This is a genomic window from Rhodococcus sp. B50, from assembly GCF_013602415.1.
Lineage (GTDB): Bacteria > Actinomycetota > Actinomycetes > Mycobacteriales > Mycobacteriaceae > Rhodococcus.
Genome location: NZ_WPAG02000002.1, coordinates 3,959,661 through 3,971,778, shown reverse-complemented (window position 1 = coordinate 3,971,778; position 12,118 = coordinate 3,959,661). Strand labels below are relative to the sequence as shown.

Genomic DNA, 12,118 nt, shown 5'->3' with positions numbered 1-12,118 from the left:
TGTGTGCACTCACCGTCGATCTCCCGATTGTCGGTCGCCACGGATCGCTGTTCGGATTGTTCGATCGTCACTGTAACGCTTCAAACTGTGATCCGCGTCTCACATTGAGACAGATTGTGTGTTTCCTACGCGGTTGTATCGGCATCACCCCCGATCTCCCACGGCCGGCAGCAGCCGGCTCCCGATCCAGGAGGCACACATTGAGCAGGCAGAGCCTTACCAAGGCGCATGCGAAGATCACCGAACTGTCGTGGGAACCCACCTTCGCGACACCCGCGACCCGCTTCGGCACCGATTACACCTTCGAGAAGGCCCCGAAGAAGGATCCGCTCAAGCAGATCATGCGGTCGTACTTCCCCATGGAGGAGGAGAAGGACAACCGCGTCTACGGCGCGATGGACGGCGCGATCCGCGGCAACATGTTCCGCCAGGTCCAGCAACGTTGGCTCGAATGGCAGAAGTTGTTCCTGTCGATCATCCCGTTCCCCGAGATCTCGGCGGCACGAGCCATGCCCATGGCGATCGACGCCGTGCCCAATCCCGAGATCCACAACGGGCTCGCGGTGCAGATGATCGACGAGGTTCGTCACTCCACGATCCAGATGAACCTCAAGAAGCTGTACATGAACAACTACATCGATCCGGCCGGCTTCGACATCACGGAGAAGGCCTTCGCGAACAACTACGCAGGCACCATCGGCCGGCAGTTCGGTGAAGGCTTCATCACCGGCGACGCGATCACGGCGGCGAACATCTACCTGACAGTGGTCGCGGAAACCGCCTTCACCAACACGCTTTTCGTCGCCATGCCCGACGAGGCCGCCGCCAACGGCGACTATCTGCTGCCGACCGTCTTCCACTCGGTGCAGTCGGACGAGTCCCGGCACATCTCCAACGGCTACTCGATCCTGCTGATGGCTCTCGCCGACGAGCGCAACCGTCCGCTCCTCGAGCGCGACCTGCGGTACGCCTGGTGGAACAACCACTGCGTCGTCGACGCCGCGATCGGCACCTTCATCGAGTACGGCACGAAGGACCGCCGCAAGGACCGCGAATCATATGCGGAGATGTGGCGGCGGTGGATCTACGACGACTACTACCGCAGCTACCTGCTGCCGCTCGAGAAGTACGGGCTGACCATCCCGCACGACCTCGTCGAGGAGGCGTGGAAGCGCATCACCGAGAAGGGCTATGTGCACGAGGTGGCACGGTTCTTCGCGACCGGCTGGCCGGTGAACTACTGGCGGATCGACGCGATGACCGACGCCGACTTCGAGTGGTTCGAGGAGAAGTACCCCGGCTGGTACTCGAAGTTCGGCAAGTGGTGGGAGAACTACAACCGCCTCGCGCATCCCGGCCGCAACAAGCCGATCGCCTTCGAGGACGTCGGTTACCAGTACCCCCACCGGTGCTGGACCTGCATGGTGCCGTGCCTCGTCCGCGAAGACATGGTGGTCGAGAAGGTCGACGACCAGTGGCGCACCTACTGTTCGGAGCCCTGCTACTGGACCGACGCGGTCGCCTTCCGCAGCGAGTACGAAGGGCGGGAGACTCCGAACATGGGACGTCTCACCGGCTTCCGTGAATGGGAGACCCTGCACCACGACAAGGATCTCGCCGACATCGTCCAGGATCTCGGCTACGTCCGCGACGACGGCAAGACCCTCATCGGGCAGCCGCATCTCGACCTGGATCCGAAGAAGATGTGGACTCTGGACGACGTGCGGGGCAACACCTTCCAGAGCCCGAACGTGCTGTTGAACCAGATGTCGGACGCGGAACGGGAAGCGCACGTCGCCGAATACCGCGCCGGTGCCACTCCGCTCTGACACACCCCGATCCGGCCGGCGCGGTGACATCCCCTGCATCCGCGCCGGCCGGGTCCCCTACCCGAAGTACAGGAGGTTCCAGTGGCCGACATTCACCGCATCCACTTCGAACCCGTCGACATCGAGATGGACGTCGCCGAGGACGAGAAGATCCTCGACGCGGCCTTCCGGCAGGGCATCCACCTGATGCACGGATGTCGTGAGGGGCAATGTTCGGCCTGCAAGTCCTACGTCCTCGACGGCGAGATCCAGATGGATCGCTACTCGACCTTCGCGTGCAACGACGCAGAAGTCGAAGAGGGTTACGTACTACTGTGCCGCTCACACTCGTTCAGCGACTGCACCATCGAACTGCTCAACTTCGACGAGGACGAACTCCTCGGCGGAGTGCCCATCCAGAACGTGCGCGCACAGGTGATCTCGATCGAGCCCGTGACGCGCGACATCGTCTCCCTCGAACTCCGCCCCGTCGAGCCCGAGACGTTCGAGTTCAAGGCCGGCCAGTACGCCGACATCACCATTCCCGGCACGGACGACCACCGGTCGTTCTCCATGGCCACCACCCCCGCGACCTCCGGCCGCGTCCAGTTCCTCATCAAGAAGTACCCGGGTGGTGTCTTCTCCGGCCTGCTCGACGACGGCCTGAAGGTCGGCGACGAACTGGCCCTGACCGGCCCCTACGGATCGTCGACCCTCAAGGACGGCCACGTACTACCGGTCGTCTGCATCGGCGGAGGTGCGGGGATGGCTCCCATCCTGTCGTTGCTACGGCACATGAGCCAGACCGGCGACACCCGGCCGGTCCGCTTCTACTACGGTGCCCGCACCGCCGCCGACCTGTTCTATCTCGACGAGATACGAGAATTCGCAAATACGTTACGAGACTTCGCCTTCGTGCCATGCTTGTCGGAGAACGCGGACTCCCTACCCGACGGCCTCACCGGGGTGGAGACGGGAATGGTCCCGGACGTCGTCGGTGCCCACGAGAGCGAACTGCACCGGTGCGAGACGTATCTGTGCGGCCCACCCCCGATGGTGGACGCGACCTTGGATCTGCTCGAGAGCAGAGGCGTCCCGAAGGACCAGATCTTCTACGACAAGTTCACCAGCCCGACCTTCGAGTGATCGAAGTCCCCACTTCGTCCCAGCGACAGGAGAATCCACAGATGACCGCCACTGCAGAGCCCCAGCGGCGCAGTTTTCCGCGCATCGAGTTCACCGATGCCGAGGCCGGCGCCCTGGAGTTCCCGAGTTCGAAGAGCCGCACCTACAACTACTACAAGCCGGCGAAGCTGCGGGCGACGACCTACGAGGACGTCACCGTCGACGTGCAACCCGACCCGGAGCGGCACCTGAGCCAGGGCTGGATCTACGGCTTCGGCAACGGCCCCGGCGGCTACCCGAAGGAATGGACGATCGCGAAATCGTCGGACTGGCACCAATTCCGGGATCCCAACGAGGAATGGGACCAGTCGATCTACCGCAACAACGCGGCGGTCGTCCGGCAGGTGGACCTGTGCCTGAAGAACGCGAAACGAGCACGCGCGTACGAGGTCTGGAACACCCCCTGGTTGACGTTCATCGCGCGGAACCTCGGCGCCTGGATGCACGCCGAGAACGGTCTGGGACTGCACGTGTTCACCTCGATCCAGCGGTCCGGCCCGACCAATATGATCAACACCGCGGTGGCGGTCAACGCAGCGCACAAGCTGCGCTTCGCGCAGGATCTGGCGCTGTTCAATCTCGACCTCTCCGAATCCGGTGTGCCGTTCGACGGGTCGGCGCACAAGGAGGTCTGGCAGTCCGCTCCCGAATGGCAGGCCACCCGCGAGGTCGTCGAACGGCTGACGGCGGTCGGCGACTGGTGCGAACTGCTGTTCGCCACCAACATCGTCTTCGAACAGCTGGTGGGCTCGCTCTTCCGATCCGAACTGATCATGCAGATCGCCGCGCGGAACGGCGACTACATCACGCCGACGATCGTCGGCACCGGAGAGCACGATTACGACCGCGATCTCGCCTACACGCGGGCCCTGTACCGGATGCTCACGCGCGACGAGGAATTCGGCGAAGCCAACAAGGAGGTGTTCGCCACCTGGATGAGCACGTGGGTGCCTCGCTGCATCGAAGCGGCACGATCGCTGCAGCCGATCTGGTCGCAGCCGTCCGACAAGGCGGTCACCTTCGCCTCGAGTTTCGAATCCGCCCAGTCCAAGTTCCGATCCCTGCTCGAGGAGATCGGCCTGGAAGCACCGAAGGAGCTGGACCAGTGAGCATGAATTTCGGATCCTCCACCGAGTTCTCCAACAAGTGCGGAGTGACGCTCATGAACACTCCGATCGGACGGGTCGTCGCCGACGTGATGGGCGCCAAGGACGGAGTGGAACTGACGGAGTACCCCTCGATGATCCGCGTCGACGGCACGAAGCTGCTCGAATTCGACTACGACGAGCTCACCGACGCTCTCGGCAGCGAGTTCGACGGTTCCGTCTTCGAGGAGATCAGCTCGACCCATTACGGACGCATGGTGCATCTCGACGACAAGACCATGTTGTTCGCCAGCCCCGAGGATGCCGCCGAGTACATCGGCTTCGACCTCACCGCGCCCTAGGAATCGAGGACGACATGTACACCAAGGACGACGAGAACTACTTCATCGTTGATGCTCACGTACACATCTGGGACGCACGACCTTCCAACCTGAAGAACATCCACGGTCAGCAGTTCATCGACTGCTTCTACGACTACCACAAGAACCTCAGCCCGCAGGAGGAGGTGTGGGACTTCGACACCTACGCCTATTACGGCAGCGAGAGGTTCATGAAGGACCTGTTCGTCGACGGCTACGTCGACCACGCGATCTTCCAGGCGACCTTGCTGAGCGAGTTCTACAAGACCGGTTTCGGGCAGACGCAGGAGTGCCTCGAGCTCACCCGCAAGCATCCCGGCAAGCTCACCTACAACCACGCCTACGATCCTCGCCACGAGGAGGCCGGCCTCGAACAGCTCCGTCGTGACGCCGAGAGCATGAACCTCCAGGGCGTCAAGCTCTACACTGCCGAATGGTTCGGCGACTCACGCGGATACAAGCTCGACGACAAGTGGTCGCGCCGGTACCTCGAGGAGTGCATCGAACTGGGCATCAAGAACATCCACGTCCACAAGGGCCCGACCATCCGGCCCCTCGATCGGGATGCCTTCGACGTCGCCGACGTCGACAAGGTGGCGACCGACTACACGGATCTGCGGTTCATCGTCGAACACGTGGGTCTGCCCCGCCTCGAGGACTTCTGCTGGATCGCGACGCAGGAGTCCAATGTGTACGGCGGTCTGGCCGTGGCGATTCCGTTCATCCACACCCGCCCGCGTTATTTCGCGCAGATCATCGGCGAGTTGATGTACTGGATCGGAGAGGACAAGATCCTGTTCTCGAGCGACTACGCACTGTGGACACCGCGGTGGCTGATCGAGAAGTTCGTCGATTTCCAGATCCCCGAGGACATGACCGAGTACGCGCCGCTGACGACCGACCAGAAGAAGAAGATCCTCGGCCTCAACGCCGCCGCACTGTACGACATCGACGTGCCGGCCGAATTGCGGCTTCCCGAACCGGCCGGGCAGGAAGGGGTCGAGGTCGCCGCGGGAGCGCAGGAAGCGGTGTCGTCATGACCACCGAACCGGTGACGGCCGACGACGTCCTGGGGGCGTTGTCGGACGTCGTCGACCCCGAACTGGACGAACCCATCACCGATCTCGGGTTCGTCCGTTCGGTGGTCCTCGACGACGAGGGTGTCACCGTGCACCTGCGTCTGCCCACCGCCTTCTGCTCCCCCAACTTCGCGTACCTGATGGCCTCGGATGCGCAGGACGTGCTCGAGGCAGTGGAAGGGATCGGGCACGTACGGATCCTGCTCGACGATCACCACGACAGCCACAAGATCAACAGTGGTCTCGCGGCGAATGCGGGATATCGGGGCACCTTCGGGGTCGAGGCCGTCGACAGCCTCGAGGATCTGCGCCGCATCTTCCTGCGCAAGGCGCACCTCGCAGCACTCGAACGCTGCATCGAGGCGCTGCTCCGCGATACGTCCGTCACCCTCGACGACATCGGGTCGCTCACGCTGAGCGACATCCCGCCGGGCCGGTACCGGTCCGCTCTGATCCGGCGACGTCTGGCCCTCGGCCTGACGTTGTGCCCGGCCGGCCGGGTCTTCGTCGACGACGAGGGCAGAACCATTCCGGCCGAGAATATTCCGATGCGACTGCGGTTCGCGAAGTCCGTGCGCATTTCCATGGAAGGCAATTCCCATTTCTGCCGGGGCCTGCTCGCCACCCGTTATTCCGACGACGACGGGGCGGCGGTCCCGCAGATCGTCGACGCCCGATCAACTTCGCCCGTTCCCGTCAGGAGAGTGTCATGAAGGCCGTGCAGGTCGTGGGGTACCACACCAAACTCCAGCTCACCGAGGTCCCGGAACCGAAGATCGAAGGGCCGCTCGATGTGATCGTCCGCATCGGCGGGGCCGGCGTGTGCCGCACCGACATCCACATCCTCGAAGGGCAGTGGGCCGAGAAGAGCGGCGTCGAACTGCCGTACACGATCGGTCACGAGAACGCCGGCTGGGTGCACGCGGTGGGTGATGCGGTCACGAACGTCGCGGTGGGCGACAAGGTGATCCTGCACCCGCTGATCACGTGCGGTCAGTGCCGCGCGTGCCGCTCCGGTGACGACGTCCACTGCGAGAACAATGCCTTCCCCGGCATCGATACGAACGGCGGCTACGCCGAATACCTGAAGACGACCTCCCGCAGCGTCGTCCGGATCGACGACTCTCTCGAACCCGCGGACGTCGCCGCTCTCGCCGACGCCGGATTGACGGCCTACCACGCTGTTGCCAAGGCCGCGAAGGTACTTCGCCCCGGCGACACCTGCGTGATGATCGGCGCCGGTGGTCTCGGGCACATCGGCATCCAGGTGCTGAAGGCGATCTCGGCGGCCACGCTCGTCGTCGTCGACCGCAATCCGGACGCGACGGCGCTCGCGGCCGAGATCGGCGCCGACCACGCGATCGTCGCCGACGGCACGCACGTGCAGCAGGTCCTCGACCTCACCGGCGGCAACGGCGCGGAGGCCGTCGTCGACTTCGTGGGTGAAGGCGGCGCCACGAAGGAAGGCGTGGCGATGCTGCGGCGCGCCGGCAACTACTACGTCGTCGGCTACGGCGAGAACATCGACGTGCCCACCATCGACGTCATCTCGACGGAGATCAACTTCATCGGAAATCTCGTCGGCTCCTACAACAACCTGCAGGACCTGATGGTCCTTGCCGCGCAAGGCAAGGTCACGCTCCACACCACGAAGTACCCGCTCGACCAGTTCCAGCAGGCCATCGACGATCTCGACGCCGGTCGCGTACGCGGCCGCGCGATCCTCGTCCCCGGCTCCTGAACCGCGTCACCGACGAAAGGAAATCCCGCCATGGCCAAGGATCTGCGGTTCGAACAGGAAGCCCGGACACTGCTCGAATACGGCGTCAATGCTCTCGCCGACGCGGTGAAGGTGACGCTCGGCCCCAAGGGCCGCAATGCCGTACTCGAGAAGCTGACCGGTCCTCCGACCATCACGAACGACGGTGTCACGATCGCCCGGGAGATCCAGTTACGCGACCCGTTCGCCAACATGGGGGCGCAACTGGTCAAGGAAGTCGCCATGAAGACCAACGGGACGGTCGGCGACGGCACCACCACCGCCACCGTGCTCGCGCAGGCCATGGTCCGCGAGGGGCTCCGGGCGGTCGAGGCGGGGGCCAATCCGATGCGGGTGCGTCGCGGTATCGAACGCACGGTCCCCGTCGTCGTCGATGCCGTTCGTGCGCACGCCGTGCAGATCCGCGACCGCCACGACCTCGCCCGCATCGCGACCCTCGCGGCCAGCGACGACGACGCGATCGGCGAGGTCATCGCCGACGCCGTCGCCCATGTGGGACGCTCCGGCATCGTCACCACCGAGGAATCCGACACGCTCGGCATGTCCGTCGACGTCGTCGACGGCATCGAGTTCGACCACGGGTACATCTCCGGCTATATGGTCACCGATCCCGAGCGGATGGAATCGGTCCACGAGAACCCGCTGGTGTTGCTCACCAACAAGAAGATCAGCCAGGTGCAGGACATCATGCCCAGCATCGAGGCAGCCAAACGCGCAGACCGGCCGCTGGTGGTGCTGGCGGAGGACGTCGACGGGCCGGCCCTGCATCTGCTCGTCGGCGGCAACATGCACAAGACGATGCAGTCGGTCGTCGTGCGCGCACCCGGATTCGGTCACCGGCGGGTCGCGGAGCTCGAGGATCTCGCGGTGGCGCTCGGCGGTCATGTCGTTGCCAAGGACACCGGCATCGAACTGTCCGAGGTCACCCGTGAGCACCTCGGCTCGTGCGATCGCATCACGGTGACCGAGAACGACACGACGATCGTCGGTGGTCACGGCGATCCGAAACTCGTCGAGGCGCGCATCTCGCAGCTCGAGACCCAGCTCCACCGGGCCCGCATCGACGCCGACCAGGACGCGCTGCAGCTACGGTTGGCGCGCCTGACCGGCAGTGTCGCGGTCATCAAGGTCGGCGGCGCCACCAGCGTCGAACTCAAGGAACGGATGCTGCGGGTCGAGGACGCACTCGCCGCGACCCGTGCGGCACTCGAGGAGGGTGTCGTCGCCGGTGGGGGCACGGCCCTCGGGCAGGCCCACCGGGCACTGGCCGACCTCGATCTTCCCGGCGACGAAGCGGTAGGACGTGATGTCGTGCGACGGGCGCTCGCCGAGCCGATGCGCCGCATCGCCATCAATGCGGGCTTCGACGGTGACCAGGTCGCCGAGGTCGTCGAGGGACTGCCGCTCGGTCACGGATTCAACGCCCTCACCGGTGAGTACGGCGATATGTTCGACGAGGGCGTAATCGATCCGTTCAAGGTCACGCGGGCGGCCTTCGAGAGTGCGGCCTCGATCGCGGCCCTGCTCATCACCACCGAGACCGCCGTGGTCGAGGAGGTCATGGGCCACCCCGGGGCGATCCACGCGCCCGGCTTCGGCGACCTCGCCGAAGGCATGATCCGCCCGTCGAACATCTACTGACCGGAGGCAAGATGATCTTCATCGTGGTCCGTTTCAAGGTGAAGCCCGAGTACCAGGACAACTGGCTCGAGACCACCGCGGAGTTCACCGAGGCGACCCGCAGCGAACCCGGGAACCTGTGGTTCGACTGGTCCCGCAGCGTGGACGATCCGTCCGAATTCGTTCTGGTCGAGGCCTTCCGCGATGGGGATGCGGGTGCCGAGCACGTGAAGTCCGATCACTTCCGCAAGGGACTCGATGCGATGCGCCCGGCGCTGAGCGAGACCCCGCGCATCCTCAACACGGAGATTCCCGGCACCGAGTGGTCGCGGATGGGGGAGCTCGAGATCGGCTGATCGACCGGTTCGAGCCCGGGGTCGTGGGCGGGATTCACGAGAATCTCGCACACGACCTCGGTCTCGATGTGCGCCCATAGGTTTGTCCTAACGTTTCGTGCGGCCGCAGGTCTTTGTGGCAGCAGTCACGCTCGTGATCGACTGGACCGGCGTGGACGGCATGTCCGCGCGTCGGCCGTGTCGATCAGGAGCGTGATGTGAGCGAGTTGCACCTTCCCAACCGAATTCGGCAGCTGGCAGTCGAGCATCCGGATCGTGCGGCGGTCAGCTCCGGCAGCACGACACTCACCTACTCCGAGTTCGACGCCCTCACCAGCCGGGTCGCCTCGGCACTCACGACGGTTCCGGTCACGTCCGGGCGCATCGGCGCGCTCCTGCGCATGGGCCTTCCCGGCGCGGCCTCGTTCGTCGGCTGCGCCAAGGCCGGACTGGTGTTCACCCCCCTCAACTGGCGCCTGAACCCGGGCGAGATCGCCGACATCGCCGACGACGCGCAGCTCGACGTGTTGATCGTCGAGGAGGAGTTCGCCGCCTCCGCGCGCGCCGCCGCCGAGGTCCTGCCCGGTACGCAGATCGTCGTGGTCGGTGACGCGAGCACGGTTCCCGGCGCACGGTCGTGGGACGACTTCCTCGCCTCCGGCGACGGCATCGATCCCGGCTTCGGCGACGACCCGCGGACCGAATTGCTGCAGCTCTACACCTCGGGTACCACCGGACGTCCCAAAGGTGTTGTGGCGACGCATCACAACCTGTTCAATGAGCCGCAGAACTTCGCGCTGTACGAATTCACCGAGGACTCGGTGTCGCTCGACGCACTGCCCCTGTTCCACATCGCCGGCGCTGGGTGGATGAGCACGTCGCTCTCCGCCGGCCTGCACCTGGTGCTGCTCGGTGAGATGCGCCCGAATCTGGTGGCGGCCGCCATCTCCGAGCACGGCATCACCCATGCCTTCCTCGTGCCGTCGGTGATCAACATGCTCGTCGAGATGCCCGACCTGTCGGACTACGACCTGTCGAGCCTGCGCGTCGTCGCCTACGGCGCCTCCCCCATCACGCCCACGCAACTCGCCCGCGCCATGGACACCCTCGACTGCCGCTTCGTGCAGCGCTACGGCATGACCGAGACGATGGGCGCCCTCACAGCGCTGCGTGCCGAGGACCACGACCCGCACGGTCCGCGCTCCTACCTCCTACGTTCGGCCGGCACCGGACTGCCGGGGATCGAGGTCCAGATCCGTGACCTCGCCACCGGTGAACCGCTCCCCCGCGGCGAAACCGGTGAGATCGTGAGCCGGTCGCGCAACAACACACCGGGTTACTGGCGACGCGAGGCCGAGAACGCCGCCCTGTTCACCGAGGACGGTTTTCTGCGCACCGGCGATGCCGGGCACATCGACGAGGACGGTTACCTGTTCGTCACCGACCGCGTGAAGGACATGATCATCTCCGGGGGTGAGAACGTCTACCCGATCGAGGTCGAATCGGTCATCTCCGAACATCCTTCCGTCGCCGAGGTCGCAGTGGTGGGAGTTCCGGACGACCGGTGGGGTGAAGCCGTGACCGCCGTCGTGCGGGTCGCGCCCGGAGCCGAGACACCGACCGAGGCCGAACTCCTCGAGTTCACCGTCGAACGTCTGGCTTCGTACAAGAAGCCCCGGCACATCCACTTCGTCGACGAGTTGCCTCGCAACGCCAGCGGCAAGATCCTCAAGCGCACACTGCGCGACGAGTTCGCTCCTGCACGGGAAGGAACGACGTCATGATCGTCACCGAGGACCTCGGTACCGTCCAGCGTGAAGCGTGGGCGGCCGGCGTACTGCCACCGGTCGAAGAGGTGCGGCCCGGACTGTGGTCGATCCCGGTTCCGATGCCGAAGAACCCGCTGCGGTACGTGCTGTCCTATGCGCTCGCCCTCGACGACGGCCTCGCCCTGATCGACCTCGGTATGGACACCGAGGAGTCGTGGGACACCCTCGTGGCCGGTGTCGCCGCGACCGGCCATCACATCACCGAGGTGCGCTACGCGGCAATCACTCACCTGCATCCCGACCATTTCGGTCTGGCACCCCGGTTGAAGGAAACGACCGGCGCTGTCATCGCGATGCACGCCGCCGACGCCGCCGCCCTCGGACACTTCACCCCGGAGGACGTCGCCGCCGACAAGGAAGCATGGCGCGTGGACCTCACCGGCCTGGGTGCTCCGCCCGAGGTCGTCGAGGCGGCCCGCTTCGAACTCGTGCACTTCCCTCCCGGCGAGAGCGCCGATATCGTTCTCGCCCAAGGTGATCGGCTGGACCTTCCCGGCTGGAACATCGAAGCGGTGTGGACCCCCGGCCACACGCCCGGCCACCTCGCGTTCGTCGACCGCGACCGCGACCTGCTGTTCAGCGGTGACCACATGCTTCCGCGCATCAGTCCCAACATCTCCTCGGGCCCCGGCGAACTGGGCGACCCCCTGCACCGGTACCTGCTGTCGCTGCACGCGACGACGGCACTGCCCGACTGCGAGGTGCTGCCCGCCCACGAGTACCGGTTCCGCGGAATCACCGAGCGCGCACGTCAGCTCATGGATCATCACGAGGTCCGGCTCGACGAGATCCGCGAGGCCGTCGCGGCCCGGCCCGAATCGACCGCATGGGAGATCACGACCCGCGTCACGTGGTCGCGCCCCATCGACGTGATGAACCCGCGGCTGCAGCGACTCGCCGTCCGCGAAACCCAGGCCCATCTCATCGTTCTCGCCGACCGAGGCGACATCCGTTCCGACGGTGGAACTCCCGCCCGCTGGACCCTCTCCGCCCCGACCCATACGAAGGAAAACTGAC

General features: G+C 65.2%; 11 protein-coding genes. All 11 read left to right on the top strand.

The window, feature by feature from the left end:
* The first annotated feature begins 200 nt into the window (after positions 1–200).
* The 11 genes from GON09_RS18725 to GON09_RS18675 all read left to right on the top strand — a co-directional run bounded on the left by GON09_RS18725 (position 201) and on the right by GON09_RS18675 (position 12,117).
* Positions 201–1,829, top strand: coding sequence for a methane monooxygenase (locus GON09_RS18725; protein ID WP_213933110.1), 1,629 nt, complete (start codon positions 201–203; stop codon positions 1,827–1,829).
* Between the two features lie 81 nt (positions 1,830–1,910).
* The gene (locus GON09_RS18720) at positions 1,911–2,954 is read left to right on the top strand and encodes an FAD-binding oxidoreductase (RefSeq protein WP_213933109.1); all 1,044 of its coding nucleotides are present in this window, start codon (positions 1,911–1,913) and stop codon (positions 2,952–2,954) included.
* Positions 2,955–2,995: 41 nt separating this feature from the next.
* Entirely contained in the window at positions 2,996–4,102 is a 1,107-nt protein-coding gene (locus tag GON09_RS18715; RefSeq protein ID WP_213933108.1) for an aromatic/alkene monooxygenase hydroxylase subunit beta, read from the top strand.
* On the top strand, positions 4,099–4,440 hold the full coding sequence (gene mimD / locus GON09_RS18710; protein ID WP_213933107.1) for a propane 2-monooxygenase effector subunit MimD: 342 nt from the start codon (positions 4,099–4,101) through the stop codon (positions 4,438–4,440). The genes GON09_RS18715 and mimD overlap by 4 nt, the downstream gene beginning before the upstream one ends.
* Before the next feature lie 14 nt (positions 4,441–4,454).
* Positions 4,455–5,498, top strand: coding sequence for an amidohydrolase family protein (locus tag GON09_RS18705; RefSeq protein ID WP_213933106.1), 1,044 nt, complete (start codon positions 4,455–4,457; stop codon positions 5,496–5,498).
* Entirely contained in the window at positions 5,495–6,250 is a 756-nt protein-coding gene (locus tag GON09_RS18700) for an iron-sulfur cluster assembly protein (RefSeq protein WP_213933105.1), read from the top strand. Before GON09_RS18705 ends, GON09_RS18700 begins: the two co-directional genes overlap by 4 nt.
* The gene (locus GON09_RS18695; protein WP_213933104.1) at positions 6,247–7,278 is read left to right on the top strand and encodes an NAD(P)-dependent alcohol dehydrogenase; all 1,032 of its coding nucleotides are present in this window, start codon (positions 6,247–6,249) and stop codon (positions 7,276–7,278) included. The genes GON09_RS18700 and GON09_RS18695 overlap by 4 nt, the downstream gene beginning before the upstream one ends.
* A 30-nt stretch (positions 7,279–7,308) precedes the next feature.
* Positions 7,309–8,958 carry a chaperonin GroEL gene (gene groL / locus GON09_RS18690; protein WP_213933103.1) on the top strand — a complete coding sequence of 550 codons (1,650 nt, stop codon included), beginning with the start codon at positions 7,309–7,311 and terminating at the stop codon, positions 8,956–8,958.
* Positions 8,959–8,969: 11 nt separating this feature from the next.
* The gene (locus GON09_RS18685; protein ID WP_213933102.1) at positions 8,970–9,293 is read left to right on the top strand and encodes a putative quinol monooxygenase; all 324 of its coding nucleotides are present in this window, start codon (positions 8,970–8,972) and stop codon (positions 9,291–9,293) included.
* Positions 9,294–9,490: 197 nt separating this feature from the next.
* Entirely contained in the window at positions 9,491–11,056 is a 1,566-nt protein-coding gene (locus GON09_RS18680; protein ID WP_213933101.1) for a long-chain-fatty-acid--CoA ligase, read from the top strand.
* The gene (locus GON09_RS18675; RefSeq protein ID WP_213933100.1) at positions 11,053–12,117 is read left to right on the top strand and encodes an MBL fold metallo-hydrolase; all 1,065 of its coding nucleotides are present in this window, start codon (positions 11,053–11,055) and stop codon (positions 12,115–12,117) included. Before GON09_RS18680 ends, GON09_RS18675 begins: the two co-directional genes overlap by 4 nt.
* Position 12,118: the final 1 nt, after the last annotated feature.

What these genes read in the sequence shown, in the direction of transcription:
- GON09_RS18675 (WP_213933100.1), top strand. Translation starts at nt 11,053, where the DNA reads ATGATCGTCACCGAGGACCTCGGTACCGTCCAGCGTGAAGCGTGGGCG.
- GON09_RS18685 (WP_213933102.1), top strand. Translation starts at nt 8,970, where the DNA reads ATGATCTTCATCGTGGTCCGTTTCAAGGTGAAGCCCGAGTACCAGGAC.
- GON09_RS18715 (WP_213933108.1), top strand. Translation starts at nt 2,996, where the DNA reads ATGACCGCCACTGCAGAGCCCCAGCGGCGCAGTTTTCCGCGCATCGAG.
- groL (WP_213933103.1), top strand. Translation starts at nt 7,309, where the DNA reads ATGGCCAAGGATCTGCGGTTCGAACAGGAAGCCCGGACACTGCTCGAA.
- GON09_RS18695 (WP_213933104.1), top strand. Translation starts at nt 6,247, where the DNA reads ATGAAGGCCGTGCAGGTCGTGGGGTACCACACCAAACTCCAGCTCACC.
- GON09_RS18700 (WP_213933105.1), top strand. Translation starts at nt 5,495, where the DNA reads ATGACCACCGAACCGGTGACGGCCGACGACGTCCTGGGGGCGTTGTCG.
- GON09_RS18705 (WP_213933106.1), top strand. Translation starts at nt 4,455, where the DNA reads ATGTACACCAAGGACGACGAGAACTACTTCATCGTTGATGCTCACGTA.